The sequence below is a fragment of the Pedobacter gandavensis genome, from assembly GCF_032677645.1.
Taxonomy (GTDB): Bacteria; Bacteroidota; Bacteroidia; order Sphingobacteriales; family Sphingobacteriaceae; genus Pedobacter; species Pedobacter gandavensis_A.
In genome coordinates this window covers 205737-231891 of the sequence record NZ_JAVTSB010000008.1, presented here as the reverse complement: position 1 = coordinate 231891, position 26155 = coordinate 205737, and the positions used below count along the sequence as shown (strand labels likewise).

The following is a 26155-nucleotide window of genomic DNA, read 5'->3' as shown; positions in this document are numbered from 1 at the left end:
TTGACTTTAGGCTTTTTAAGTGTAATTTTAACACGAAATAAACATTTGCGTTTAACGTTTAGCAACTATATCTACTTTATCGTATGCAACTTCCCAAAATTAACATCCCCAAAAAATATATAAAAATAGCGGCCTGGGTGTTTGGAGTTTTTCTATTGATCTCTGTTATTCTAGGCGGTATTGCCTATAGTAAAAGGGATGCTTTGTTACAAAAAATGATGGCGAAAGCCGTTGCTAAAGCCGATAAAGACTATGATCTTGACCTCAAAATCGGGAGTTATGGCTTCAGCGGACTGAGCACGGTACACCTGACCGATATCTCTGTGGTGCCAAAAGACCGCGATACACTGGCCACAGTGGATGATTTCACGGTTGGCGTAAAGCTACTCCCACTGATCTTTGGAAATGTTAAGCTTTCCGAAATCATCCTCAATAAAGGAAACTTAAATGTGGTGTTTAAAGATTCGCTGAGTAACCTGGATTTCTTATTGAAACGTAAAAAGAAAGACACCCTGAGTACCAAAAAATCAGACCTTGCCGACCTTGCACATAACCTGCTAAACCAGGTCTTATATAAAATCCCCGACCAGATGGAGGTCAAAGACCTGATGCTTCGGATTAATGACAATGATACCGCAAAGCTGAGTTTTTTAACCACTACCGCCACCATTACCGACGGAGAATTACTTTCCACCATTAAAGTAAACGGCAATTATGCCACCTGGCATGTCAATGGATCTGTGTATCCGGGCAAGAAACAGCTGGATGTGATGCTCTTTGCGGAAAACAAAAAAGTAGATCTTCCTTACCTGGAAAACAGGTTTAAAACGAAATTCAGCTTTGATACCGTAAGAACAGAAATGAAAAGCGCCGATTATAGCGGTGATGATTTCAAGATCAAGGGCTCATGGGCAGTGAAAAACCTGTTGCTCAACCATCCAAAAGTAGCTTCCAATGACATCGTGATTGAAGATGCAAAGATTGATGCGGATATGCGCATCGGTGCAAATTACATCGCACTAGACAGCTCTTCAACCGTATTTGTTAAAAATGCAACGATCCAGCCCTACCTAAAATATACCTTATCACCGAATAAAATTTATGAAGTAAAAATCCAGGCTCCTGAACAGGATGCCCAGGCGATCTTAAACGCGTTCCCACAGGGATTATTTGAGTCGCTGGAGGGTTTAAAGGTAAGTGGCAAGGTGAAATATGCGCTTAACTTTTACCTGGACAGCTCCATGCCTGATAGTGTGAAATTTGACTCCGGCCTTACGCCAATCAATTTCAAAATCCTCAAATGGGGAAAAACAAATCTTCAAAAGATCAATCAGGACTTTGTTTATACGCCATACGAGCGTGGTAAGCCAATGCGCGACATCATGATCGGCCCTTCGAACCCGAACTTTACACCGCTTTCGCAGATATCCAGCAATTTTAAAAATGCGATCCTGACCTCCGAAGATCCTTCCTTCTTTACCCATAAGGGCTTTGTACAGGAGTCTTTCCGCAAGTCTTTAGCCGTGAATTTCAAGGAGAAGAAGTTTGTAAGAGGTGGCAGCACGATCTCGATGCAGCTGGTTAAAAACATATTCCTGAGCAGACAAAAGACGCTGGCAAGAAAAGCTGAAGAGATTCTCATTGTATGGCTGATCGAAAATAACCGCCTGATTAGTAAAAACAGGATGCTGGAAGTGTATTTCAATATCATTGAAATGGGACAAAATGTATACGGTATCGGTGAAGCTACGCGCTATTACTTTGGCAAAAGACCTTCAGACCTGAATATCGGTGAAGGGATATTCCTTGCCAATATCGTTCCGCGTCCGAAAATTGCCTTGTTTAAATTTAAAGGAGATGGTGGACTGAAAGATTACCTGCATCCTTACTTCAAATATATCGGAAATATCATGGCTAATCGTGGTTTAACACCTAGAGATAGCAGTGCCTACGGATTTTATAATGTGCAGTTAAGACCTGCATTGCGACAATATTTATTACCTGATACGACTGCTGTTGATACTTCGGACTTCGATAATGACGACCCACTTCCTGCCATACAAACGCATGATGAGTCTAAAAGCTTGTTCGACCGCCTTTTTGGTGGTGCCAAAAAGGATACCACTTCAAAACCTGTGATCAAAGCGGATAGTGTTCAAAAGACCAAAAAGCAGCTGAGACAGGAAAAAAGAGAACAGAAGAAGAAGGAACAGGAATTAGAAAAACAAATGGAGCAGTCCAAAGGAAACGGCTAAAGCTCCAAAAAGAAAGATATGAATACGATTAAAGTACTAGATAAGGAGTTCGATATCCTACTGGAAAATGACAACATTCTGAAACGTACCCGCCTGATTGGCATACAGATGAATGTTGATTATGAGAACCGCTGTCCCCTGTTTATCGGGGTATTAAACGGCAGTTTTTTGTTTATGGCGGATCTGGTTAAAGAGATTACACTTCCCTGCGAAATGGCCTTTATCCGCGTTTCTTCTTATAAAGACACGGAAAGCACCGGCGAAATTAAAGAGGTATTCGGTTTGCCGGAAAATCTGGAAGGTCGCGATATTATCATTGTCGAGGATATTGTAGATACCGGTTTTACCCTGAGCTATATCCTGAAGGAGATCTATAAACAAGCTCCGGCCACGGTTCGCGTTTGCTCGCTCCTGCTGAAACCAGACGCCCTTAAAGCGCCTATCGATGAGCTGGAATATGTAGGTTTTGAGATCGCCAATGAGTTCGTTGTCGGCTACGGCCTGGATTATAATGGACATGGCAGAAACCTTAACCACATCTACACGGTTAAAACTGTTGCCAGCCCTTTACCTTAATGTTATATTTTTTTATCACTTTTGCAGAAACTAATACTCCCCATCACCAATGACCATACATAAAGAAGGTTACACTACCATTGCCCTATCCTTGCTGTTCATCTTTGTATTGAACGCTTTAATCGATTATAAATTTGCAGACATTACCTGGTTAACCTGGTTAGTATATATATTCTCATTCGCCCTGTTTGTTATTGTTTTACAGTTTTTCAGGAACCCAAGCAGACAGTTTGTAACTGCCGATAACAAAGTGATCTGCCCTGCAGATGGTAAAGTTGTCGTAATCGAAGAGACTGAAGAAGGTGAATATTTCAAAGATAAAAGACTTCAGGTGTCTATTTTTATGTCGCCGGTAAACGTACATATTAACAGAAACCCGATTTCTGGTGTGGTAAAGTTCTTTAAATACCACCCGGGTAAATACCTTGCAGCCTGGAATCCTAAGTCTTCTACCGAAAACGAACGTACAACAGTAGTTGTAGAACATAAGAATGGTACTCCGGTATTGTTCAGACAGATTGCCGGCGCCCTTGCCAGACGTATCGTATGGTATGTGAAAGAAGGTGATCAGGTGAAACAATCTGAAGAGTTTGGCTTTATCAAATTCGGTTCCAGAGTAGATATCTTCTTACCAGTCGGTACGAAGGTTAATCTTAAACTTGACGAAGTTGTAAAAGGTGGAATTACTGTGTTAGCAGAATTGAACTAGTTAGTAGTTATAAGATATTTGTACGGCGTTCTGTTATAGGACGCCGTTTTTTTTGTGGCTGATTTTTTTGGTGTTGAGGCAGGATTCAGGTGTGGTAAGGGCAGGGTTTCAGGTGTAGTAAGAGCAGGGTTTCAGGGAAAATTAAGGGGAGGTCTAAAAATCAGCCATCACTCTTCATCGGCTGAAAGCTTTGCGTTGAAGGAACGCAAAACCTTCTATGCCTCTTCTGAGGATAACTGATTTTTTTTGACTAGTTAAGGTCCGGCTTGATTTCCAGTACAACAAGCGTATTTGCCGCAATGCTAAGCCTGATTGTTGTACCACAAGACTATTCAAGTGCAACAAGCCTATATACGGTATAACAAGACATTTTGCACACCATCCGCAGTTAGCGCCTGATTGCATAGCAGGAGCCGCTAATATATAGTTGGCTAATAAGTGATCCTATTAATTAGCCTATGTTCATCCTTGCTATGGCGTAGGGTTTAAAAAAAAGGAGGGATTGTTCTGTTCAGACATGCGAAGCTTTGCCCTTCAGCAAAGATTCGGGGATGAAAAGAATAGCCCGTCTTTTTTTAATTTAGGAGAATTGCATTTAAGGTTAGCAGCGTACCGGAATTTAAAGGAACAGCGAAAGGAGCGCTTACAGCACATTTATTCAATTGACACTGATAAGTGATCATTTGACCTGATTAAGACTGCTAAACGGAGCTTAAAGCAATTCTGGAGGAAGAGGATAAGGGTAAAGGTTAGCGGAAAGGATTAGAATTGAATATTATCTGAGTCCTTTTGTCTGAAATCAGAACAGATATTGCCTGAAATATACTGGATATATTCAGAATTTCTTAGACACTAAGAGATAGCTGGCCGATCTGAGGGATCCGCTCATTGCATACAGCCAGGAAATGGCCATTAATTACCCCGCATAAGGGGGCCACAAGTCATTGTTTCCCGTAAACGGAATGACCCTATGGGTATTTCATACAAATTTTCGCCGGGGCGTAAACTGTTCTGTCACCGTTTCCGGCAGCATGATCATAGGAAGAATGAGTACCGTTCAGCCTTTGGGCTGAGGTATTTTATCCTTTCCTTCAAAAAGAACTTAAGCTCTTTTCCTGAGGTTAACAGGGGCTTTCCTGATATCGCTGATTGCCGTGTAGCACACTGATCACCTAAAGGTAATGCGGGCGCCCACTATTGCACAGTATGTATTTAAGGAAACAGGGACATAAATGCCACAGATCGCCCTAAAACAAGGTAGATACCGAAAAACACCTCTTTCAAGAAGAGAACAAAAAAACCTCCCCGATTGGGATCGGGAAGGCTATTATGCTTTTTGACTAAAAGAGATTAAACTCTTCTAGATTTGATACGAGCTGCTTTACCAGTTAATTCACGTAGATAGAATAATTTCGCTCTGCGAACCTTACCGTGGCTGTTAACCTCTATTTTAGCGATATTAGGCGAATTGATAGGGAATATACGTTCCACACCAATACCATTAGACATTTTACGAACAGTAAACGTTTCATTAGCACCTACACTATTACGTTGTAATACTACACCTTGGTAAATTTGAATACGTTCTTTATTACCTTCGCGAATTTTATAGTGAACACTCACTGTATCTCCTGATTTGAATGCAGGAAACTCATTTTTTGCGATTACCTGCTCTTCAACAAATTTTACTAAATCCATGATTTTAAGCTATTAAGCCGACTTTTTGTTGTTTAAAATCGGACTGCAATATTAGGAATTATTTTTTATAAATGAAAGCGATTTCTGTTTTTTTCCACATTCTTTGACATTTCCACATTCCATTTTTTGGCATTTCCACAATTAAAGGTGCTGTGAAGGCGTTTTTACCCTAAAAAATATTTTTTAGAGATTTGACTACCAGCAATGTTGGTAAATTAAATTCCCGCATTTTCCGCTTCAACGACCTCTTCCTCAATAAGGGTGGCCAGACTCTTACTTTCTATCGGATAATTGGCGAGCTGACCACGCTCCATCCCAAAAATCCCTTCCAGCAGAATAACTGTTGCATAAGGAATATCAGCCTTCCCATCTAAAGGCAGCTTTCTATAATTGTGAAAGGTGTTAAAAGCAATGTTCAAGTATTTAGGAATTAATCTGCTCGCAGCTTTGTAATTCTTAAGATTCAACTTGTTCATCTCTTCTTCAATTTTGTATTTCCTTAATTCTTCCATTAGTTTTTTGGTTTTGCGGTTTAGCAAGTGGAAATTGATTTTCCATGAAAACAAATACAATTTATTTCCAATTACACAATTATCACGTTGCAATTATATAAATAAGGAGCGACTAAACATAATTTATTTCTATTTAGCGTACTTATTGTCAGCAAAAGAATTCAAAACAGGTATTTTCCTCCGTTTTTAACCTCCGGGACTGGTTATTCCAGACTGATTTTTTAGGCCGGTCAGCAGGAAATCTTTCAAATTATGCACCTCAATCGGCTGCGTTCTTAAGCTTCCTGGTGCCATGCCAAAAAGCTGCTCCATCATCACAACTTTTTCATAAGGAATGTCTTGCGTTTCATTTTCTAAAATATTCCGGTAATTATGGAAAGTATTTAGGGAAATACCCAAAATTTTAGGAAGTGTTTGTATCGCTTTCCTGTAATCTTTTACGGCAAGCTGATGGAGATAATCGTTGATTTTATACTTTCTGGGCGTTTCGATCATATCTTTATAGAAAAAATAATATTTAAAGTGTATAATTGTCAAAATTATGATAGCAAACACATAATTTACTAGAACTAAAATACTTATTATTTTTAGTTAAACCACCAAATATTCCTAATTTTTTATGAAATTAAAAAGTGTAGCAGACGGAATTTTAAAGCAGAAGAAGCGCCCATTCGGCTGGCTGGCTGAGAAAATGGGCCGGACTTTTGACGGCTTAAAACTAAGTCTCACTTCGCAATCCATTAAGTACAGAGATCTCACCTTGCTGGCAGAAATACTGGAAGTATCCCCGATGGTATTTTTTAACGACACTCAGGCGCCCCTCTCCGAACCAACAGAGAAAAGTATAGGCGGCAGCATTAACACGGAACATCAGGAATTAAAGCAGGCTTTAAAGAGCTGCAAAGAATTGAATGCAGCTTTGAGGGATCAATTGAAAGATAAGGATCAGATTATTGCCCTGCTCAGTAAGCACTAGCAGGGGAAGAACCGGAATGAATTAATCAGATAAGAGGTCAGGTCTACGCTGCTGGGTGCGTAAAACGGCTTGTTCATGGCGCCATTCGTTGATCTTTTGTTCATGACCACTCAATAAGATATCCGGAACTTTATGTCCCTCCCATTCCGCAGGGCGGGTATATACCGGAGCATCCAGCAATTCTCCCTGAAAACTATCCGACAAGGCAGAAGTTTCATCATTTAATACGCCGGGGATCAGTCTTACGATCGCATCCACCAGCACAGCCGCAGGCAGCTCACCACCGGATAACACATAATCACCGATAGATATCTCTCTGGTCACATATAAATCTCTTATACGCTGGTCTATGCCTTTATAATGGCCACATAAAATCATGATGTTCTCTTTTCCGGAAAGCTCATTGGCAATCGTCTGGTTAAAAGTAACGCCATCCGGACTCATAAAGATGATCTCATCATACGTTCTTTCCGCTTTCAGGGCCTCGATACAGCGCGCAAAAGGCGGAATAGACATCACCATCCCACTACCACCACCGTAAGGGTAATCGTCTACACTTTTTTGCTTATTCGTGGAATAATCCCTAAGGTTGTGGACTACAATCTCGGCAATCCCTTTAGTTTGCGCACGTTGTAAAATAGAGTGTGCAAAAGGACTGTCCAATAAGGCGGGTAATACAGATATGATGTCAAAACGCATGTGGCAAAGATAATTTAATTTTCCAGGTAAATGTCTAACAAACCGTCAGGGAGGTGTACACGAAGGATACTTTCTTCTTCATCGATCTCTACGATCATGTCGTCATTAAGTGGAAACATGATTTCTTTTTCTTGATAAATTACGGTAGCCACAAACTGTTGTGGGTATTCATTCACTTCTGTAATCTGGCCAAGTTCGCCATGATTTTCATCAGAAACCAGGTAACCTTTCAGGTCATTGTAATGAAATTCATCATTAGAACGGTCTGGCATTTTGGTTAATGGCAAATAGATTTTTTTCTTCAATAAAGGCTGGGCCTTATCGATATGGTCTACATCGTCGAAATAGACATTCGCGGTATTGTTGACCTGCATTTTATAGGTAGAGACAAAATAAGGGACTAATTTCCCATTAAAATCGGCAAAAACGACATCCAGTTCCAGCAAATCAGGTTCATCATATTCAAAAAATAGTTGTACCTCTCCTTTTAATCCTTTTGTCTTGGTGATGTAACCAATGTAAAATGCTTCTTCAATTTTCATAATCGTATCCTTAGTGTTTCCACTTTATCCTTAAAATTGCGCCTTTTTGGGGCAGCCATAAAATATGGCTTAAATGAAAATAGCGAAGAATACATTCCAGAGGAAGATTCTTCGCTATTTTTCAGAATAACAAAAATATTATGCTTGTTCTTCTTTGTTTTCTTCAGTTGCAGGAGCTTCTTCAGTTGCAGGAGTTTCCTCAGCTACTTCTTCAGTTGCTACTTCTTCTTCAACAACTTCTTCTGCTACAGGAGCATTTTTGATTGCTAAAGCAGCAGCACGGTCTGCATTTTTCTTAGTTTCAGCAGCTAAAGCAGTTTTCTTAACTTCATCTTTAGATTTAGTTAAGTTATCTTTTTTACCTTCAATCTGACCATCTTTACCTTCTACCCAAGCAGTAAATTTAGCTTCTGCTTGTTCTTCAGTTAAAGCGCCTTTTTTAACACCACCTTGTAAATGTTTTTTGTATAAAACACCTTTGTAAGAAAGGATAGCACGACAAGTATCCGTAGGCTCAGCACCTTTGTTAACCCAGTCTAAAGTTTTTTCGAAATTGATTTCGATGGTTGCAGGATTGGTGTTTGGGTTGTAAGAACCTAAACGCTCAATGAATTTACCATCTCTTGGTGAACGAGAATCCGCTACCACTACGTGGAAAAAAGGTTTTCCTTTTTTACCGAATCTTTGTAATCTGATTTTAGTCGACATTTCTTATATAGTTTATGTATTCAACATAGTTCCCGGAGCAACGCGCTTGCGGGAGTGCAAAAGTAAGTAAAATCCTATTGATAAGCAAGATGCATTATTTTTAAATTATATTCGCCTTCCTTTGTTCCGTTTACCAGCGGCAGTTCTTGCTGCTCAGTGGGATAGCACAGCAGGATCAGCCCCCTGAAAAATGAAAAAAAGATTGAAGCAAGCCTTCGACATGTCATTTTAGCATTGGGGGCCTTACCGGGGTACTTTTGGGGCCCTGGCAGGGCCCTTGTAGGGCCAGAAGCCTACAAAAGACGAGTAAACACCGCATCAGGTTCTCCGCAGCACAGCAATCGTTAAGACCAGTTCCCGCAAGCCTTCAAAGCGCAGCTATATTTGTAGTCAGAGGAAGCAGAAGAAGCTCCACAGCTTTTGGCGCATAAAAAAACAGCCCTCTTAAAAAGAAGGCTGTTCAAATGATATTGCTATTCCTTTTATAAAGAAAGGATTTCTACCAGTTTTAACCAGGCTGGTGTGATCTCTTTTGCGTCAATGTGTTTAATGGCATGATCGAAAGGTGTAAAGATGATTTCTCTGTTCACTTGTCCAACCATTACGCCAGATTGCCCTGCGATTAATCCTTCTACTGCGGCTACACCCAGGCTGCTGGCCAATACACGGTCCATACAACTCGGCCTGCCACCACGTTGAATGTGTCCAAGCACAGAAACTCTGATGTCATATTGCGGGAAACGTTCTTTCAATACTTCCCCTACATTAAATGCACCACCTACTTCATCGCCTTCGGCAACAATAATAATTTTCGAAGATTTATCTTTTCTACCGGAAGCCAGTCTCGTCACCAAACCTTCTACACCCATATTGGCTTCAGGAATCATGATGGCTTCTGCGCCTACCCCGATTCCACTTCTTAAAGCGATCAGTCCGGAGTCGCGCCCCATCACTTCTACGATAAACAGACGGTCATGAGATTCTGCGGTATCACGAATTTTATCTACGGCATTGACTACGGTATTAATGGCCGTATCGTATCCGATGGTGAAATCCGTTCCTTCCAGGTCATTGTCGATCGTACCAGGTAAGCCGACTACCGGAAAGTTATATTCTGTAGTCAGCAACTGGGCACCTGTAAAAGTACCGTCACCACCGATTACAATCAGCGCATCAATATCATGCGCTTTTAATTGTTTGTATGCTTCGTCTCTACCTTCTTTGGTACGGAAGGCATCGCTTCTGGCAGTTTTTAAAATAGTACCACCACGTTGAATAATATTGGCTACAGATTTACGGTCCATATCGAAGAAATCGCCATGAATCAGACCTTCATAGCCCCGTAAAATACCGGTAACTTTCAAATCATAATAGATTGCCGCTCTCACCACTGCCCTAATGGCAGCATTCATTCCCGGGGCATCGCCACCGGAAGTTAATACTCCTATATTTTTAATTTTATTCATTTGGTTTTTCAGCGTTTTTAAATTTATCTAAACCACTTTGTAAATATGCAGCGTACTCCTTTGCGTCAAAAATTGCGCCCTGAGGTTTTACCAGAGGGTTCAGGTCGTAACCTGCCAACACATAATAAGGCTGTGAATTCGAACCGTATTTAGTGGCTTGAAAATCACCGTTCCATCTACCAAGATCGTCTGTTGTGGTCCTCAGGATCTCCGAATAGTGGACTTTATCTTTAGGCATTTTAATATTTCTTTCATCCACGTAAAGTTGAATCAGCACGTATTCATCTTTGATGATTCTACCTACTTCTTTATCGATCCAGACCTTATCTTCCATCTTACGACAGTTCACACAAGCATGTCCGGTGAAATCGATCAGGATTGGTTTGTTTACTTTTTTCGCATAAGCGACACCCTCATCCAGGTCGAAGAAGGCATTGAATCCTACCGGTGGTTTCAGGGTCTCGTTATATTTTACGGTTGCCGGGAAATAACTGGAAGCTGCTGAGCTGCTGCCGCCGCCATTACCGCTCAGGATAAAGTCCTGGGTGTTCATTGGAGGTGCAATACCGCTTAAAACGTTTACCGGAGCGCCCCATAATCCAGGAACCAGGTATACTGCGAATGATAGGGAACAGATGGCAAAGAATAATCTAGGGACAGAAACGTAAGGTACGTCGCTATCGTGCGAGAATTTGATCTTTCCTAATAAATAAATTCCCATCAGGACAAAGATGACGATCCATAAGGCCAGGAACAACTCACGGTCGAACCATTCCCAATGCCAAACCAGGTCGGCAGCAGAAAGGAATTTCAAGGCCAATGCCAGTTCAAGGAATCCTAAACATACTTTTACGCTATTTAACCAGCCACCGGATTTAGGCATTGAGCTTAAGAATCCAGGGAAGATTGCAGATAAAGTGAAGGGTAATGCCAGTGCCAATGCGAAACCAAACATCCCGATTGCAGGCGCAAGAATGTCTCCTTTAGAGCTTGCCTGAACCAGAATCGTTCCGATAATTGGTCCGGTACAAGAGAAGGAAACCAGCGCCAGTGAAGCCGCCATAAAGAATATACCGCCTAAACCTTTACTGTTATCTGCTTTCTGGTCGATTTTATTAACCAGAGAACTTGGTAATGTGATCTCGAAAGCGCCAAAGAAAGAGATGGCGAAGACCACGAGTAAGATAAAGAAGAAGAAGTTAAAATAGCCGCTGGAGCTGAGTTCATTGAGTTTTGCCGAGCCGAAAAGCACGGTAATCAATAGTCCTAAAGCGACATAGATGACAATAATTGAAATTCCGTAGATCAGTGCCTGCCCGATTCCACCCTGTTTACTACCTGCTCTTTTGATAAAATAGCTGACGGTAAGGGGCACCATTGGGAAGATACAAGGCATGAGGAAGGCGATAAATCCGCCTAATAACCCCGCGATAAACGTTTCCCAAAGGGTTCTGTCTGCATCCGGAGTGATCGGGGTAGCTGCTGCCTTTTCGGTTTCCAAAGGCGTTACTTTCGCAACTGCCGTGTCTTTTTTTACCGTGTCTTTAACGATGTTATTTGCAATACTATCTTGTGCGGAACCTACTTCAGTGAACACAAGTTCTTCTTCGGTAGCCGTACTATCTGGTGTTTGTGTGGAGGCAAAGCTTTGAGTGCTAAAGGCCGCGGTAAACAGCAGCATTAGACTCAGCATTAAAAATAATCTCTTCATTCTTTTGTGTGTTTTTACTTAAAGGCTCACCATAAATAGGTAAAATCTATTTAAACAGCAATTCTCTTTATGATAAGGGCGTGAAATTAGTTATTATTTTTTATTTAAGGCTTTCATTATGGCTGGATGCGCTATAATTTTACGTTGCCAGGATAACTTGCTGAATGAATGGGCATAAAAAAAGCGATGGGATATTTTTCCATCGCTATATTCCTTGTTCTTGTATCCTGTTTATTTCACAGAAACGCTGAAACTGATCTCTTCCGGAGGCAGACATTTCTCGTCGTTACACACCATAAACTCCACTTTACCTTTTACAATTACGGTTGCTTTATTCAGTTTTATTTTTTGTTGAAAAACTACCTGATTACCAAAATAACTCACGTTCATCTTGAAATTCTCATCAAAATAAGTGGTTGCTTTAGGTTCTGTAGTTTTTCCTACCAGGGTATAATCTTTAGAGGGTGCAAAGCTGAACTTTGTTGGCTGTGGGCCACCTGGTTTCAGGGTTTGCGAATAAATATGCCATCCACTTTCCATGGTTGCTTTGATATAGACTACGGCTTCTGTTTTACTGATTTTTTTGGCAGCATAGGACCAGGTCACCGGTCTTTCTATTTGCGCAGAGGCGCCCATTACCGTGAATAGTACGAATGAGAGGATCAGACTGATTTTTTTCATGTTGTGTGATTTAAAAACTCTATTTCTTTAAAATTGTACTCTTTTATTTCTCCTTTGATCAGGAGAACCAGCATTCCTGCTTCGGTCACTCCTATGATTTTGCCTTCAAGAACCTCGCCATTTTGGCGGTAGCTTGCGGGTGTATCAAATTTATACAGTCCGCTGACATAATCTGTGACCAGTGCCTGGTGGTTTCCCGTCTTCAAACGGAGGTACTGTTTTTCAATATTGCTACAAATTTCCGCTAATACCTCAATTAAATTAACATCCGCTTGTAAAATTCCCTTCATGGAAGTTGCGCGATCCCGGAGTTCCGGGGCAAAAACCGACTGGTTCACATTGAGGCCAATACCGATAATACTGGCTTTATAAGTACTTCCAGCGAGGATATTTTCGATGAGGACACCTCCCATTTTCCGGCCGTTATGGTAGATATCATTGGGCCATTTGATCTTGATTCCCTCTTTAATGAAAAGCTGCAGCGCATTGCGAATACCGATGCTTACGGCCATATTGAGCAGGAATTGCTTAGATATTGGTAAGAAAGATGGCTTCAGATAAAGGCTAAAAGTGAGGTTTAATCCAGGCTCGGTATGCCATACATTGCTTTGTTGCCCTCTTCCTGCAAATTGGTGGTCTGCCATAATAACAGTACCTTCTGTTAATGGCCCGGAATTTGACACCAAGTCTTTTATAAAGTTATTGGTAGAATCAACCTCTAATAATTTGATAAGATTTTGACCAACAAATAATGTTGAAAAAGTGTTATTTTGCAAGTGTTGATTGTATATTTGTTTATCAAAACTAAAAAATTTTAATGGTAAAAAAGAAAAATGTAAACCTTTCTACATTACTCTCAGAGATAGCCGTAAACGGCATGCAGGAAAAAAAAGGAAAAGATATTGTGCGTTTAGACCTACGTGAACTTAATAGTTCTGTTTCTGACTACTTCATCATCTGCCATGCAGATTCAGCTACCCACGTGAAGGCAATTGCGGATAGCGTAGAAGATGAAATTTACAAAAACACGAAGGCAGATCCATGGAAAAAAGAAGGACAGGCTGGTGCCGACTGGATCATTCTGGATTATTTTGATGTGGTAATTCACATATTTAAGACTGACAAGCGCGAATTTTATGGTATAGAAGATCTATGGGGTGATGCCCAATCTACCAGCTATCAAAGCGCTTAATCATTTACACAAAACATTTTTGACTCAAGATGAAAGAGAACCCGAATACAAAACCTAAGTTGATTAAGAAGTTACCGAATATTCCTAAGAAGCCTCAAAAAGGCTCTAAATTCAATATTATTTGGGTTTATGGGGCAATTATTTTAGGTCTGTTTTTACTGCAGTTTTTATTTAGTGCAGATACCATCAAAGACGTTACCTACCGTACTTTCGAAACTCAAATGCTTTTACCTGGCGACGTTGAAAAACTGGTTGCCTATAAACATGAAGACCTCGTTAAGGTTGAAGTGTATATAAAGAAAGACAAATTGAATGAAGCGAAGTACAAAAAGTACATTAGCAAAAATAATTTCGGCACACAAAACGGCCCGTTGGTGTATTTCACCGCTGGATCGATGGATGCGCTGGATGCTCAGTTAAAAGAAGCTCAGAAAAATATCCCTCCGGATCAACAGATTCTTGCGGAAAAAGAGACGAGACAGAGCACATTTAACTCCTGGTTCTTTACGGTAATTATTCCGGTATTGTTATTTATCGGGTTCTGGATTTTCATTATGCGCCGCATGGGCGGTGGCGCTGGTGGTGGCGGCGGTCAGATTTTCAATATCGGGAAATCTAAAGCAACACTATTTGACAAAGAAAGCCAGGTTAATGTAACGTTTAACGACGTTGCCGGACTGGAAGAAGCCAAACAAGAGGTTATGGAGATCGTAGATTTCCTTAAAAACCCTCAGAAATACACAAATTTAGGGGGTAAAATTCCTAAAGGCGCGTTATTAGTAGGTTCTCCGGGTACTGGTAAAACCTTATTGGCCAAAGCCGTAGCCGGTGAAGCTCAGGTTCCTTTCTTCTCTTTATCGGGTTCCGATTTCGTAGAGATGTTTGTAGGAGTTGGTGCTTCAAGGGTACGTGATTTGTTCAAGCAGGCGAAAGATAAAGCACCTTGTATCATCTTTATTGATGAGGTGGATGCGATCGGTCGTGCCAGAGGAAAAAACAGTATGATGGGTGGAAATGATGAGCGTGAAAACACGTTAAATCAGCTATTGGTAGAGATGGATGGTTTTGGTACAGATTCAGGAATTATCATTCTTGCTGCAACTAACCGTCCGGATGTATTGGATTCAGCCTTGCTGAGACCAGGTCGTTTTGACCGTCAGATTTCTATTGACAAGCCGGATTTAGTGGGTCGTGAGCAGATTTTCAAAGTACACTTGAAACCTATTAAAACGGATGAAATTGTAGATGCTAAAAAGCTTTCTGCACAGACTCCGGGATTTGCCGGTGCTGAGATTGCCAATGTTTGTAATGAGGCTGCGTTAATTGCTGCCCGTCGCAATAAGAAATCTGTAGATATGCAGGATTTCCAGGATGCAATTGACCGCGTTATCGGTGGATTAGAGAAGAAAAATAAAATTATATCTCCTGAAGAGAAGAGAATAGTTGCTTACCATGAGGCTGGTCATGCGATTGCAGGATGGTTCCTGGAACACGCCGATCCATTGGTAAAAGTATCTATTGTTCCTCGTGGTGTTGCAGCCCTTGGCTATGCACAATACCTGCCAAAAGAGCAGTTCTTGTATACTACAGAGCAGTTAACTGATGGTATGTGTATGACAATGGGTGGTCGTGTTGCGGAAGATCTTACTTTTGGAAAGATTTCTACCGGTGCACAGAATGACTTAGAACGCATTACTAAATTAGCTTATGCCATGATTACCATTTATGGTATGAACAGCGTAATCGGTAATGTTTCTTTCCATGACCCACAGAATGAATATAACTTCAACAAACCTTACTCAGAGAAAACATCAGAATTAATTGATGTGGAAGTGCGTAAACTGGTTGAAGAGGTTTATGCAAGAACAAAACAACTCTTAATTGACAACAGTGAAGGTCTGGAAAAACTGGCTCAGAAACTGTTAGAAAAAGAGATTTTATTCCAGGCAGATCTGGAAGAGATTTTAGGCAAACGTCCTTTCGATAACCGTACTACTTATGATGAATTCGTAAATGGTACAGGTGATCAAAAGCCGGCTGCTGAGGGTCTATTGCACCAAGGTGTTGGTGAGGCAACCGATGTATCGGCTCCTACCAGCCCTGCTCAAACAGAATCTTAAACACATTTATGAGGAACCGCCAGTACAATCTTGTGCTGGCGGTTTCTCCTTTTTTTTATGCAGGAAAACCGATCTTCTAAAGAATTAATGCTAAAAAAGATAAGGAAGGCGCTTCTGGAAAAGCGTGATAACCCCTATCCTAATCTGGAAGATACCCCATTGTATCCTAAGAGCGATGAGTTTCTGGAAATCATGTTTGCTGAAGAGCTGACTGCCGTTTCCGGTAATTTTATTTATTGCGAAAATGGTATGGATTTCATTGAAAATATGCTGCAACTCGCAGAGAAATTCAACTGGAGAAAAATCTATTGCTGGGAACCTGAATTACAAAACCTTTTATCAGAGTACGAATTCCCCTTTTATCAGACCGATAAGGATTTTGAAATGGCGGAAGTAGGCATTACCCTTTGCGAAGCTTTAATTGCACGCAATGGTTCTGTGATGGTTTCCAATGAAAATGCAGCCGGCAGAAGGCTGAGTATTTTTCCGCATCACCATATTATTATTGCCAGAACCGGTCAGCTGGTACTGGATCTGAAAGATGCTTTTAAGCTCATCAAAAACAAATATGCCGATCAGCTTCCTTCCATGATCAGCACGATTACCGGTCCCAGCAGAACTGCTGATATTGAAAAAACACTGGTACTCGGTGCGCACGGACCTAAGGAATTATTTGTAATTTTAATCGACGATTTTAGCTAATCGTTTCACATTTCAATTAATTAATCCTAATTTTATACTGTACACCAAATCAGTATCCGGTTCAAAATGGGCGAAAAAACAAACATACATTCAGTTATTATAGGTACTGGCAGTTATATTCCAGAAAATATCATCTCAGGTGACGCCTTTTTGAATTCCACATTTTACGACAATGGCGTAAAGCTGGAAAAGGATATTCACGAAATCATACATAAGTTCAGCGAGATCACAGAGATCAAGGAAAGACGCTATGTAGAGGATCATATGGTGAATAGTGATATGGCTACAGTTGCTGCACAACGCGCAATTGACCATGCTTCGATTGATAAAGAAAGCCTGGATCATATTATCTTTTGTCACAATTTTGGCGATGTGAAACCGGGGACTAACCGGATGGACATTTTACCTTCTCTTGCGGCTAAGGTGAAACAAGCGCTGGAGATCAACAATCCTGACTGTGTAGCATATGATCTTATCTTTGGTTGCCCGGGCTGGGTACAGGGCGCTATTCAGGCGAATTACCTGATTCAAAGCGGTGATGCTAAACGGGTATTGGTGATTGGCGCGGAAACGTTATCCAGAATCACTGATCCGCATGACAGGGATTCCATGATTTTTTCTGATGGTGCTGCCGCTGTGGTATTTGAAGGCCAGTCTTCTTCGGAAGATCTGGGTATTATTGCGCATAAAACACAGACTTACGCGGTTAATTTTGGTTCGCTGCTTCAAATGGGCAGAAGTAACAATCCTGAGGAGGACAATGGTAATGCTTACCTGAAAATGAATGGTCGTAAGCTCTATGAGTTTGCGGTAACCAATGTTCCACAGGTGGTGAAAAAGGCAATTGATAAAGCAGGAATTGATATTACTGCGATTAAAATTGTGTTTATTCATCAGGCAAACGGGAAAATGGATCATGCCATCATGAAACGACTTTTCAAATTATATGATATTGATACGGTTCCTGAGAACCTGGTTCCGATGTCTATCTGCTGGCTTGGCAATAGTTCGGTAGCCACTGTCCCTACCCTGCTGGATCTGGTATGGAAAGGTAATGTGGAAGGTTATCAGATCAATAAAGGCGATTATGCAGTCTTTGCTTCGGTTGGCGCAGGTATGCACATCAATGCTTTTGTCTATCGTTTTTAATTTCCTATAAAATTCAGGCTATTTTATCCGGTTTAATCCGGCCTTTGCCTGAGTTTCAATACTGCTTTCGTATTCATGATTTTTCATTTGGATGGCAGTATTGAAACTTTCTTTTGCCTTAGCCTTGTTCTTTTGTTTTTCATAAACCTTCCCCATTTGTAAGGCAGCATTGGCGGCGAAATAGTATTTCAACTGTTTTCCGTTGCTGATGGCGAGCTGATAGTTCGTTAAAGCCGCATCTTCTTTACCCTGGTTATCGTATAAACGACCCAGGCGGTAGTAATACTCCGTACGGTCTCTTCCTGCACTAAAATCTTCCGGTTTTTCCGCTGTTAACACAGCGATCCCTTTGGTATCATATCCCCCATCAAATAATAAACGGGCTTTTAATAAGGTTAAATCAGGTTTCGGGCCATTCGCTTCATTGAGCGCCTGCTTGTCTTTTTCCTGGTATAGATATCCATTGTTTTTCACCTTGGTTATAAACGTAGAATAAGCACCTGTGTCGCCTTTTAATAAAGAAACCCAAGCCAAGTGCAGGTTGGCATCTTTAATGTAATTAACGCCTTTATTTTGCTGTAGAAACTTATTAAAACTCGTGGCAGCAGAAAGATCGAGCTTATTGAGCATACTGGTGCCTAATAATAGGTCCAGGTAAGGAAATGCGGTATAGTAATTTCCGGAAGGACGGTTTTGCAAGATCTGAATGGCTTCGGCATTGTGGCCGGTTTTAGCGCATACCGAGGCTTGCAGATAGGCTTTTAACAAACTGCTGTCGGCAATTCTGGAGGTATATTTCATGGTTTTCTGGTAGGCATCCGGACTGTGCGCAATGTCGTTCAGGACAAAGACATAGTAAAAAACCACTTCTTCATAAAATGGCTCGTAGGTAGATTTAGGTAGGTTTTCGGCCAGGTTATCGAGCATATTCATGCCAGCTTTCAGGTTGCCCTTGATGCCAAAAGTGGCCAGTGTGCTTTTTAACATGCCATCAGGCAGGTTGCCCAGGAAGGCATTGATCACGCCCAGTCCTTTGGAATTGAGGTGAAACCCAGGAAACTTTTTGGTATTTTCCTGTAAGAGGCCATTGGCTTTTTTGATCTCTCTGGCTGCCGTAAAATATTCTCCGTAACGCCCCCTGATTAAGGCCCATTGCAGGTTGATTTCTGCCTGTGCATACAGGTAATATGGCGAGCTTTTATCATCCCCTTCTATCTGATCCAGTCTTTTTGATTTGTTTTCTTTCAGGTTATCAAAATCGGCTTTGCTTTCTGTAGTCAGCAGTTGAAAATAGTCAGCATAGTTTTCCAGTAAGGGGATAATGGAGTTTTTAGGGTTGATCTTTTTTTCATTTGCGATCAGTGCTTTTGCAGTATTAAGTTTCAGTTCGAAGATGTTCTGATAAGCTCTCAAGCAGTTGGCATTGAAGTCAAAGTTGGCAAAAAGAGCCGTTGGTGCGGTTAAAAGGAGTATAAAAAGCGCCAATCTGGCGATATGGTATTTTACTTGAGATATTATGGAATCCATTGTATGATAAAGAATTGAAAAGGATTAACAGCAAGGGGGCAAACAATGTTTCAAAGATAAAAAACCGCTGGAACGAAAAAAGGCCGGAAATGAATTCCGGCCTTTTTATTATTCGATAATTTGTGCTTATACTGGAGCTACTTCTTGTGTTAGGGCTTCATCCACAAGGATTCTTCCACAGTGCTCACACACAATAATTTTTTTACGTTGACGAATGTCAAGCTGACGTTGAGGCGGGATCTGGTTGAAACAACCTGAACATGAATCGCGGTCAATAGTCACTACTGCCAATCCGTTATTTGCATTTCCTCTTAACCTGTTATAAGCGGTTAAAAGTCTTTCCTCGATTAGAGTTTCTGCTTTTTCAGATTTTTTAGCAAGTGATTGCTCTTCTTTTTCCGTTTCAGCAGTAATGGTTTGCAATTCGCCTTTTTTAATTTCAAGATCTTTTTTTCTTGACTCTAAATCAGCTAATGCTTTTTCATAAACCTCATTTTTCGTTGCGATGTCAAATCCGTACTCTCTGATCTTCTTCTCACAAACCTGAATTTCAAGTGTTTGTATTTCTACCTCTTTAGTTAAGGCATCGTACTCACGGTTGTTTTTAACATCTTTTAACTGGGTCTCATATTTCTTGATCAAGTTTTGAGCTTCTTTGATCATGTTTTTACGCGTTACAATGGCATCTTCAGTATCATCCAATTCGCCTTTGAATTTTTGTATACGTGTTTCCAGGCCAGCAACTTCATCTTCTAAATCCGCTACTTCCATTGGTAATTCACCACGGATTTGACGTATTTTATCGATCTTAGTATGCAGGGTTTGTAATTCGTATAAAGCTTTTAGCTTTTGCTCTACAGTTTGTTCCATTAAATGAAATAATTTATGGGGTTTGTGTTATGCTCCGTTAAACGGATTGCAAAGTTAGGAAATTTTTCTTGAATAATATCTATCAACAAATCAGATGTAAATTGTTCACTCTCAAAGTGTCCGATATCTGCGATGACTATTTTTTCATCAGCATCAAAAAACTCATGGTATTTAAAATCAGCGGTTACAAAAGCGTCGGCACCCGCAGCAATTGCTTCTTTCAGCAGAAAGCTTCCGGAACCGCCACATACTGCGACCTTTCTGATTCTTTTTGGCAGTAATTTGGTGTGTCTGATCACTACCGCGTCCATCTTATCTTTTACCAGGTTGAGGAATGCACGGCCTTCCATGCCTTCTTCCAGCCATCCGATCATACCCGCTCCTACGGTATCCAGCTTGTTTTCCAGCTTATAGATGTCGTAAGCAACTTCTTCATAAGGGTGGTTTTCTAAGAGGGCAAGTAGAATTTTACGCTCATTTTGTGCAATAAATACGGTTTCAATCCTGATTTCTGGCTCATGGTGGCGGATACCAGGCGTTCCAACGAAAGGATCTGTGTGCTCATTTCCTTTGAAAGTTCCGGTCCCTTCCGCATTGAAACTACATTCGCTGTAATCGCTGATGTTTCCGGCTCCCGCAGCAAAAAGTGCATCTTTCAGCTCTTCTGCGTGTTCCACAGGGCAAAAAGTAACCAGTTTTTTCAGTAATGATCCTTTTGGACTGAGAATTTTAGCGTTTTTTAGTCCGATTCTTTTCGCGATTACGCCATTGACGCCATATTTTACATGATCCAGGTTGGTATGGATGGCATATAAGGCGATGTTATTCTGAATGGCTTTCAGGACTACCCTTTCCACGTAAGTTTTTCCGGTGATCTTTTTAAGGCCTTTGAAAACTATAGGATGATGGGTAATGATGAGGTTGCAGTTCTGAGCTATTGCTTCATCTACAATGTCTTCCGTACAATCTAAGGCCACTAATGCCCCATGTACGTCCATTTCAGGCTGACCAACCAGCAGTCCTGAGTTGTCATAATCTTCCTGATAATTGAGCGGTGCAAATGCTTCCAGGTGTGCTATTAAAACGGATAATCTCATAAGCTGTAAATTTACGATTTGAACCTCAGAAAATAAACTTAATCATTTTTCGGCTTTCCGGCATTTTATCCAACAAAAAAGCCGGCACAAAAAGTTGTACCGGCTCCAGTATTTTTAAAGTTTTATTGAATACTTCCCATTTTCACCATTTGCAGGCTTTCGAAAACCATGCGTTGGTTGTATTCCATGGCTAAGGTTTTGTGGTTAACCAGGTCGATAATCGTTCCAATGAAACAAAGACCGATTGTAAAGAAGTATAGTACTCCCATTCCGATTTGATTAACCAGAAATCTCGGCAATCCCGGAACAAAAAATCCAAGGATACAGTACAAGACCATATCATCCGGATTTCTTCTTTTACTTCCGTAAATCATTAAAAATCCTCGTAGCTGTTGTTCACTAAATCCTGTAGTTGCAGACTGCAAATAAGAATATTCCTGGGGTGTGATACCCGGCAGCATCATAAATGGTGAATCAAACATATCTCTCCTCCTTGTATTTTAATTTTCTATTGTTATCTATTCTTCTGTTAATCAACTCAATGATACGGTGGACAATGATCATCAGTGCGGGGATTCCAAACCAGTGTTGTGCCAGACTTTCCTTGATATTTCCATGGAAAAGTTGCGTGATTGCTCTTCCAATTCCACATCCCGGACACCAATCTATGCCCATATTTGCCAGCGGACAAAGCGTAAAATGATGAATATGCCCTTTCGCTATCGGTTCTGCAAAAGCGAGCAGTGCCAAAGCCGTTATCCAGAAGATCAATTCAACAGGTATGCGGTGTAGCGTTTTCATCAATGAGCTTTAATCAATCCCCGAAACCAGTTGTCCTGATATCGTTTTTATTTTAGATTGATTAATAGAGACTTTGTTACATTTAAGCTCATCATAAATCTTACCTTTGCATAGTGAACATCCGTGACCTGATCAATACATATAAAACAGACGAACGCATTGTAGCATTGGCAAAAGCCCTCAACGCGGGCAAAGGTAATAAACTTCAACTAAAAGGTTTAGTTGGGTCTGCCGATGCAACAATAGCCATTGCTATTTATTTCCTGTTGCACAAACCCATGTTATTTGTCCTTCCTGATCGGGAAGAGGCTTCTTATTTCATGGCCGACCTGGAAAGTATCCTCGATAAAGAGGTCTTGCTTTTTCCATCATCCTTCCGTAAACCATTCGAATTCACCCAGGTAGATACTGCAAATGTATTAGCAAGGGCAGAAGTGCTCAATGAGCTGAATCACCATTCAGAATATGGAAAGATTGTGGTGACTTACCCCGAGGCTCTGGCCGAAAAGGTGATCAACAGGAGCGTGCTGGAGAAAAATACGCTGGAAATTGCCGTTCAAACGAAACTAGGCATTGATTTTATCAATGAATTCCTGTTTGATTACGATTTTGAACGTACAGAGTTCGTTTATGAACCCGGTCAGTTCTCTATTCGTGGCGGGATTGTCGATATTTTCTCTTTCTCTCATGATCTACCTTACCGGATTGAGTTTTTTGGTGATGTAATTGAAAGTATCCGGACTTTCGAAATTGAAAGTCAGCTTTCTGTGGAGGATGTGAAGAGCTTCACGATTATTCCGAATGTGCAGTCCAAATACCTGACAGAAAGCAACATTAACCTCTTAGATTATATCGAAAAGGACACGCTATTATGGTTTAAAGACGTAGAATTTAGTCTGGACATCATTAAAGGTGGTTATAAGAAGGCTAAAGAGTTATGGCTGGCTTTACCGGCAAAAGAGAAATCGGAAAATCAGGATTGGATTGATCCGAAGTTTGCTTTTACCGATGAGAAAATGATGGCCGATATGGTTCATGATTTCGCTTTGCTGGAATTTGGTAAGCAGTTTTTCTATAAAACGGATCATGTATTTTCTTTTGATACTAAACCGCAGCCTTCCTTCAATAAGGATTTCAACCTGCTCATTCACAATTTGAAAGAGAATGAAAAACAGGGGATTCACAATTATATTTTCAGTTCTTCTCCGAAACAAACCGAGCGTTTGTATGCGATTTTAGAAGACATTGATAAAACCGCAAAATTTACACCGGTCAATATTCCATTAAGGGAGGGTTTCTTAGATCCACAGCAAAATGTGGCTTTCTATACCGACCACCAGATTTTTGACCGTTTCTATAAATACAAGCTTAAAAGGGGCTACCAGCGAAGTCAGGCGATTACTTTGAAAGAATTAAGAGACCTGAAACCGGGAGATTTTGTGACCCATATTGACCATGGAATCGGGAAATATGCCGGTTTGGAAAAGGTTGAAGTGAGTGGCAAAACTCAGGAAATGATTCGCCTGGTGTACGCAGACAACGATTTGCTCTATGTGAATATCAATTCCCTAAACCGGATTGCAAAATATAGTGGCAAGGATGGAACTCCTCCAAAAATGAATAAACTGGGCACAGAGGCCTGGGATAAGCTTAAAAAGAACACTAAAAAAAAAGTTAAAGACATTGCCAGGGACCTGATCAAGCTGTATGCTTTAAGGAAAACCCAGGTAGGTACTGCTTTTGCTCCTGATGGCTATCTGGAAACAGAGCTGGAGGCTTCCTTTATTTATGAGGATACGCCGGATCAGGAGAAGGCAACCATGGATGTTAAAAAAGACATGGAGGCGCCACATCCAATGGATCGTCTGATTTGTGGTGATGTGGGTTTCGGAAAGACCGAAATCGCTATCAGGGCTGCTTTTAAAGCGGTTGCTAATGGTAAACAGGCCGCCATATTGGTTCCAACAACCATTCTTGCACTCCAACATTTCAAAACCTTTTCTGCACGTTTGAAGGATTTCCCTTGTACGGTAGATTATATCAATCGTTTTAAAACGAATAAACAGATCAAAGAAACCCTGGCTAAATTAGCCGAAGGGAAGGTCGATATTGTGATTGGTACCCACAGATTATTGAGTAAGGATGTTAAATTCAAGGATTTAGGCATCATGATCATTGATGAGGAGCAGAAATTTGGAGTTACTTCAAAAGAAAAGTTAAGGGTATTGAGGGCCAATGTAGATACACTAACGCTAACCGCAACGCCGATTCCGAGGACTTTACACTTCTCGCTGATGGGCGCAAGAGATCTTTCGATCATGAGTACGCCGCCACCAAACCGTCAGGCAGTGAATACGGAGCTTCATGTTTTCAATGATAAATTGATTCAGGAAGCCATTCAATTTGAGCTGGACAGGGGTGGACAAGTATTTTTTATCCATAACAGGGTAAATGACCTGCCGCAATTGGGCGGGATGATACAGGGAATGGTTCCTAAAGCACGAATCGGGATTGCACACGGACAGCTGGACGGCGACGCGCTGGAAGATGTAATGCTTGATTTTATTAACGGGGAAAAAGATGTATTGGTAGCCACCACAATTATTGAGGCTGGCCTGGACATTCCAAATGCCAATACGATCATCATAAACCATGCTCACATGTTCGGTTTGAGCGATTTACACCAGATGCGTGGCAGGGTAGGACGCTCCAATAAAAAGGCGTTTTGCTATTTATTGAGTCCGCCGTTATCTACGCTGACTAATGAAGCGCGAAAAAGACTGAGTGCAATAGAGGAGTTTTCTGATCTGGGTAGCGGTTTTAACATCGCCATGCGTGATTTAGACATCCGTGGCAGTGGAAACTTACTGGGAGCAGAGCAAAGTGGCTTTATCGCCGAAATCGGTTTCGAAATGTATCATAAGATCTTAGATGAGGCGATTCAGGAGCTGAAAGGCGATGAATTTAAGGATTTATTTAAAACTGAACCGGCTCGTCCTTTTGTAACTTACACGCAAATTGATACCGATCTGGATATGTTTATTCCGGATGATTATGTGACGAATATTACGGAAAGATATAACCTGTATACGGAGCTTTCCAAGCTGGAAAATGAAACACAGCTGAAAGCTTTTGAAAGTGCATTACAAGACCGTTTTGGTCCTGTTCCAAAGCCTGTAAAAACCATGCTGAATGTGATGCGTTTGCAATGGGTGGCTAAGAAACTGGCTTTTGAGAAACTGAGTTTCAAAAAAGGGGTGTTACGCGGTTATTTCATCGCTGATAAGCAGTCTGCGTTCTTCGATTCGACCATGTTTAACCAGATTCTGCATTTTGCACAGATGCATCCGAGAATATGTAATTTAAAAGAGGTGAAAAATTCTTTACGGATTGCTTTTGAAGGCCTGAAATCGGTAGATGAAGCAGTAGAGATGCTAAATATGGTCGCTAATTAATACGATAAGCTATGAATCCGCAATTATTAAACGATCTCGTAACCATGAAAATGCCTTTTGGCAAATATCAGGGAAGAACCATGTGTGACCTTCCGGAATCTTACCTGATCTGGTTCCACAATAAGGGCTTTCCTCCGGGGAAACTAGGGGAGATGATCGCTACTTTGTATGAGATTAAATTGAATGGTTTAGAATACTTGCTACAGCCTTTGAAAAGAAGATAACAAAAGAATATGTTTTAAGGGAGAAAGTGTCTTAAAAACGCTTATTTCCCATATAAAACGCATAAAAAAAGCAGCTGAGTTGATCAGCTGCTTTTTTTTATTCATTTGATCTGCCCGGGGGTTAACACCAGCAACATCATTTTAATCCATTACTCCGTGTTTTCTTAGAAAGTGATACAAAAGAAACCGATCATACCAACAGACATGACACCGGAGATGGCCAGTTCATAGTTCATTTTTTTATCTTTTTTGAGCAGGGTATACCCTACAATCACGAAGACACACAGCTGGAACATCATCAATGGAATCGTGATCATTTCCACTATTGCCCCAACTACAGGGAAGTTTATCGCGGCAATAACCCCGGTAAACATCAATACAAAATAGGCGACAGCCATAATTTCAGCAATCAGAATCTTTTTATCAGTACTCATCATGGAAAGGTTTTTAATTTTCAAATCCAAGATACATCTTATATTTCATTT

26 protein-coding genes are annotated in these 26155 nt (G+C 40.8%); 10 read left to right on the top strand and 16 right to left on the bottom strand.

The genetic code is table 11. The features are described 5' to 3' along the window. Window positions 1-83: 83 nt before the first annotated feature. Genes R2Q66_RS15090 through R2Q66_RS15080 form a run of 3 tightly spaced genes read left to right on the top strand, consistent with a single transcriptional unit; the run spans window position 84 to window position 3540 of the window. Window positions 84-2255, top strand: a complete 2172-nt coding sequence (locus R2Q66_RS15090; RefSeq protein WP_316750393.1) for a biosynthetic peptidoglycan transglycosylase — start codon at window positions 84-86, stop codon at window positions 2253-2255. A gap of 18 nt (window positions 2256-2273) precedes the next feature. Next, window positions 2274-2831, top strand: coding sequence for a hypoxanthine phosphoribosyltransferase (gene hpt / locus R2Q66_RS15085; RefSeq protein ID WP_316750391.1), 558 nt, complete (start codon window positions 2274-2276; stop codon window positions 2829-2831). Between the two features lie 49 nt (window positions 2832-2880). Then, window positions 2881-3540: a phosphatidylserine decarboxylase family protein gene (locus tag R2Q66_RS15080; RefSeq protein ID WP_316750389.1), complete on the top strand. Its 660-nt coding sequence runs from the start codon at window positions 2881-2883 to the stop codon at window positions 3538-3540. A gap of 1350 nt (window positions 3541-4890) precedes the next feature. Here the strand turns inward: R2Q66_RS15080 and rplS are convergent. The 3 genes from rplS to R2Q66_RS15065 all read right to left on the bottom strand — a co-directional run bounded on the left by rplS (window position 4891) and on the right by R2Q66_RS15065 (window position 6245). After that, entirely contained in the window at window positions 4891-5238 is a 348-nt protein-coding gene (rplS, locus tag R2Q66_RS15075; protein WP_062546321.1) for a 50S ribosomal protein L19, read from the bottom strand. Between the two features lie 215 nt (window positions 5239-5453). After that, window positions 5454-5750 (bottom strand): hypothetical protein, encoded by a 297-nt coding sequence (locus R2Q66_RS15070; RefSeq protein ID WP_316750385.1) that lies wholly within the window; start codon window positions 5748-5750, stop codon window positions 5454-5456. A 186-nt stretch (window positions 5751-5936) separates the two neighbouring features. Beyond that, window positions 5937-6245 (bottom strand): hypothetical protein, encoded by a 309-nt coding sequence (locus R2Q66_RS15065; RefSeq protein ID WP_316750383.1) that lies wholly within the window; start codon window positions 6243-6245, stop codon window positions 5937-5939. A 124-nt stretch (window positions 6246-6369) separates the two neighbouring features. Between R2Q66_RS15065 and R2Q66_RS15060 the strand changes: the two genes are divergently transcribed. Then, window positions 6370-6726, top strand: a complete 357-nt coding sequence (locus R2Q66_RS15060; RefSeq protein ID WP_316750381.1) for a hypothetical protein — start codon at window positions 6370-6372, stop codon at window positions 6724-6726. A gap of 21 nt (window positions 6727-6747) precedes the next feature. On the opposite strand, the gene trmD is transcribed toward R2Q66_RS15060, so the two are convergent. The 7 genes from trmD to R2Q66_RS15025 all read right to left on the bottom strand — a co-directional run bounded on the left by trmD (window position 6748) and on the right by R2Q66_RS15025 (window position 13309). Then, window positions 6748-7425, bottom strand: coding sequence for a tRNA (guanosine(37)-N1)-methyltransferase TrmD (trmD, locus tag R2Q66_RS15055; protein WP_316750379.1), 678 nt, complete (start codon window positions 7423-7425; stop codon window positions 6748-6750). 14 nt (window positions 7426-7439) lie between these two features. Continuing rightward, window positions 7440-7967: a ribosome maturation factor RimM gene (gene rimM, locus R2Q66_RS15050; protein ID WP_316750376.1), complete on the bottom strand. Its 528-nt coding sequence runs from the start codon at window positions 7965-7967 to the stop codon at window positions 7440-7442. Between the two features lie 138 nt (window positions 7968-8105). After that, the gene (locus tag R2Q66_RS15045; protein ID WP_316750374.1) at window positions 8106-8675 is read right to left on the bottom strand and encodes a 30S ribosomal protein S16; all 570 of its coding nucleotides are present in this window, start codon (window positions 8673-8675) and stop codon (window positions 8106-8108) included. Between the two features lie 482 nt (window positions 8676-9157). Beyond that, window positions 9158-10141, bottom strand: coding sequence for a 6-phosphofructokinase (gene pfkA, locus R2Q66_RS15040; protein ID WP_316750372.1), 984 nt, complete (start codon window positions 10139-10141; stop codon window positions 9158-9160). Next, window positions 10134-11852, bottom strand: coding sequence for a protein-disulfide reductase DsbD family protein (locus R2Q66_RS15035; protein WP_316750369.1), 1719 nt, complete (start codon window positions 11850-11852; stop codon window positions 10134-10136). The genes pfkA and R2Q66_RS15035 overlap by 8 nt, the downstream gene beginning before the upstream one ends. A 231-nt stretch (window positions 11853-12083) precedes the next feature. Further along, entirely contained in the window at window positions 12084-12533 is a 450-nt protein-coding gene (locus tag R2Q66_RS15030; protein ID WP_316750367.1) for a protein-disulfide reductase DsbD N-terminal domain-containing protein, read from the bottom strand. Beyond that, window positions 12530-13309 (bottom strand): biotin--[acetyl-CoA-carboxylase] ligase, encoded by a 780-nt coding sequence (locus R2Q66_RS15025; RefSeq protein WP_316750365.1) that lies wholly within the window; start codon window positions 13307-13309, stop codon window positions 12530-12532. The genes R2Q66_RS15030 and R2Q66_RS15025 overlap by 4 nt, the downstream gene beginning before the upstream one ends. A gap of 41 nt (window positions 13310-13350) precedes the next feature. On the opposite strand from R2Q66_RS15025, the gene rsfS reads away from it, so the two are divergent. The 4 genes from rsfS (at window position 13351) to R2Q66_RS15005 (ending at window position 17696) form a co-directional block, all read left to right on the top strand. After that, a complete protein-coding gene (gene rsfS, locus R2Q66_RS15020; protein ID WP_316750363.1) occupies window positions 13351-13725 on the top strand; it encodes a ribosome silencing factor in 375 nt (124 codons plus the stop codon). A 29-nt stretch (window positions 13726-13754) separates the two neighbouring features. After that, window positions 13755-15845 carry an ATP-dependent zinc metalloprotease FtsH gene (gene ftsH / locus R2Q66_RS15015; protein WP_316750361.1) on the top strand — a complete coding sequence of 697 codons (2091 nt, stop codon included), beginning with the start codon at window positions 13755-13757 and terminating at the stop codon, window positions 15843-15845. Between the two features lie 57 nt (window positions 15846-15902). Further along, complete coding sequence (locus R2Q66_RS15010) at window positions 15903-16547, top strand: lactate utilization protein C (protein WP_187667092.1); 645 nt, start codon at window positions 15903-15905, stop codon at window positions 16545-16547. Between the two features lie 66 nt (window positions 16548-16613). Continuing rightward, window positions 16614-17696, top strand: a complete 1083-nt coding sequence (locus R2Q66_RS15005) for a ketoacyl-ACP synthase III (RefSeq protein WP_316750356.1) — start codon at window positions 16614-16616, stop codon at window positions 17694-17696. A gap of 18 nt (window positions 17697-17714) precedes the next feature. Here the strand turns inward: R2Q66_RS15005 and R2Q66_RS15000 are convergent, their stop codons facing one another. From R2Q66_RS15000 to R2Q66_RS14980, 5 genes are all read right to left on the bottom strand, one after another. Beyond that, a complete protein-coding gene (locus R2Q66_RS15000) occupies window positions 17715-19223 on the bottom strand; it encodes a tetratricopeptide repeat protein (RefSeq protein WP_316750354.1) in 1509 nt (502 codons plus the stop codon). Window positions 19224-19349: 126 nt separating this feature from the next. Then, window positions 19350-20093 carry a zinc ribbon domain-containing protein gene (locus R2Q66_RS14995; RefSeq protein WP_316750352.1) on the bottom strand — a complete coding sequence of 248 codons (744 nt, stop codon included), beginning with the start codon at window positions 20091-20093 and terminating at the stop codon, window positions 19350-19352. After that, a complete protein-coding gene (locus R2Q66_RS14990; protein ID WP_316750349.1) occupies window positions 20093-21190 on the bottom strand; it encodes a Nif3-like dinuclear metal center hexameric protein in 1098 nt (365 codons plus the stop codon). Before R2Q66_RS14990 ends, R2Q66_RS14995 begins: the two co-directional genes overlap by 1 nt. 122 nt (window positions 21191-21312) lie before the next feature. Next, window positions 21313-21672 carry a TM2 domain-containing protein gene (locus R2Q66_RS14985; protein WP_316750346.1) on the bottom strand — a complete coding sequence of 120 codons (360 nt, stop codon included), beginning with the start codon at window positions 21670-21672 and terminating at the stop codon, window positions 21313-21315. After that, a complete protein-coding gene (locus tag R2Q66_RS14980) occupies window positions 21665-21991 on the bottom strand; it encodes a DUF2752 domain-containing protein (RefSeq protein WP_316750344.1) in 327 nt (108 codons plus the stop codon). Before R2Q66_RS14980 ends, R2Q66_RS14985 begins: the two co-directional genes overlap by 8 nt. A gap of 113 nt (window positions 21992-22104) precedes the next feature. On the opposite strand from R2Q66_RS14980, the gene mfd reads away from it, so the two are divergent. Next, window positions 22105-25446 carry a transcription-repair coupling factor gene (mfd, locus tag R2Q66_RS14975; RefSeq protein WP_316750341.1) on the top strand — a complete coding sequence of 1114 codons (3342 nt, stop codon included), beginning with the start codon at window positions 22105-22107 and terminating at the stop codon, window positions 25444-25446. Between the two features lie 11 nt (window positions 25447-25457). Then, window positions 25458-25670, top strand: a complete 213-nt coding sequence (locus tag R2Q66_RS14970; RefSeq protein ID WP_265842966.1) for a DUF3820 family protein — start codon at window positions 25458-25460, stop codon at window positions 25668-25670. A 164-nt stretch (window positions 25671-25834) separates the two neighbouring features. Here R2Q66_RS14970 and R2Q66_RS14965 read toward each other — a convergent pair whose 3' ends face one another. Then, window positions 25835-26107, bottom strand: a complete 273-nt coding sequence (locus R2Q66_RS14965; protein WP_316750338.1) for a hypothetical protein — start codon at window positions 26105-26107, stop codon at window positions 25835-25837. Window positions 26108-26155 lie beyond the last annotated feature (48 nt).

Excerpts from the sequence above, each read along its gene's own strand:
- R2Q66_RS15090 (WP_316750393.1), top strand. The coding sequence starts at position 84 with ATGCAACTTCCCAAAATTAACATCCCCAAAAAATATATAAAAATAGCG.
- hpt (WP_316750391.1), top strand. The coding sequence starts at position 2,274 with ATGAATACGATTAAAGTACTAGATAAGGAGTTCGATATCCTACTGGAA.
- R2Q66_RS15080 (WP_316750389.1), top strand. The coding sequence starts at position 2,881 with ATGACCATACATAAAGAAGGTTACACTACCATTGCCCTATCCTTGCTG.
- rplS (WP_062546321.1), bottom strand. The coding sequence starts at position 5,238 with ATGGATTTAGTAAAATTTGTTGAAGAGCAGGTAATCGCAAAAAATGAG.
- R2Q66_RS15070 (WP_316750385.1), bottom strand. The coding sequence starts at position 5,750 with ATGGAAGAATTAAGGAAATACAAAATTGAAGAAGAGATGAACAAGTTG.
- R2Q66_RS15065 (WP_316750383.1), bottom strand. The coding sequence starts at position 6,245 with ATGATCGAAACGCCCAGAAAGTATAAAATCAACGATTATCTCCATCAG.
- R2Q66_RS15060 (WP_316750381.1), top strand. The coding sequence starts at position 6,370 with ATGAAATTAAAAAGTGTAGCAGACGGAATTTTAAAGCAGAAGAAGCGC.
- trmD (WP_316750379.1), bottom strand. The coding sequence starts at position 7,425 with ATGCGTTTTGACATCATATCTGTATTACCCGCCTTATTGGACAGTCCT.
- rimM (WP_316750376.1), bottom strand. The coding sequence starts at position 7,967 with ATGAAAATTGAAGAAGCATTTTACATTGGTTACATCACCAAGACAAAA.
- R2Q66_RS15045 (WP_316750374.1), bottom strand. The coding sequence starts at position 8,675 with ATGTCGACTAAAATCAGATTACAAAGATTCGGTAAAAAAGGAAAACCT.
- pfkA (WP_316750372.1), bottom strand. The coding sequence starts at position 10,141 with ATGAATAAAATTAAAAATATAGGAGTATTAACTTCCGGTGGCGATGCC.
- R2Q66_RS15035 (WP_316750369.1), bottom strand. The coding sequence starts at position 11,852 with ATGAAGAGATTATTTTTAATGCTGAGTCTAATGCTGCTGTTTACCGCG.
- R2Q66_RS15030 (WP_316750367.1), bottom strand. The coding sequence starts at position 12,533 with ATGAAAAAAATCAGTCTGATCCTCTCATTCGTACTATTCACGGTAATG.
- rsfS (WP_316750363.1), top strand. The coding sequence starts at position 13,351 with ATGGTAAAAAAGAAAAATGTAAACCTTTCTACATTACTCTCAGAGATA.
- ftsH (WP_316750361.1), top strand. The coding sequence starts at position 13,755 with ATGAAAGAGAACCCGAATACAAAACCTAAGTTGATTAAGAAGTTACCG.
- R2Q66_RS15010 (WP_187667092.1), top strand. The coding sequence starts at position 15,903 with ATGCAGGAAAACCGATCTTCTAAAGAATTAATGCTAAAAAAGATAAGG.
- R2Q66_RS15005 (WP_316750356.1), top strand. The coding sequence starts at position 16,614 with ATGGGCGAAAAAACAAACATACATTCAGTTATTATAGGTACTGGCAGT.
- R2Q66_RS15000 (WP_316750354.1), bottom strand. The coding sequence starts at position 19,223 with ATGGATTCCATAATATCTCAAGTAAAATACCATATCGCCAGATTGGCG.
- R2Q66_RS14995 (WP_316750352.1), bottom strand. The coding sequence starts at position 20,093 with ATGGAACAAACTGTAGAGCAAAAGCTAAAAGCTTTATACGAATTACAA.
- R2Q66_RS14990 (WP_316750349.1), bottom strand. The coding sequence starts at position 21,190 with ATGAGATTATCCGTTTTAATAGCACACCTGGAAGCATTTGCACCGCTC.
- R2Q66_RS14985 (WP_316750346.1), bottom strand. The coding sequence starts at position 21,672 with ATGTTTGATTCACCATTTATGATGCTGCCGGGTATCACACCCCAGGAA.
- R2Q66_RS14980 (WP_316750344.1), bottom strand. The coding sequence starts at position 21,991 with ATGAAAACGCTACACCGCATACCTGTTGAATTGATCTTCTGGATAACG.
- R2Q66_RS14970 (WP_265842966.1), top strand. The coding sequence starts at position 25,458 with ATGAATCCGCAATTATTAAACGATCTCGTAACCATGAAAATGCCTTTT.
- R2Q66_RS14965 (WP_316750338.1), bottom strand. The coding sequence starts at position 26,107 with ATGATGAGTACTGATAAAAAGATTCTGATTGCTGAAATTATGGCTGTC.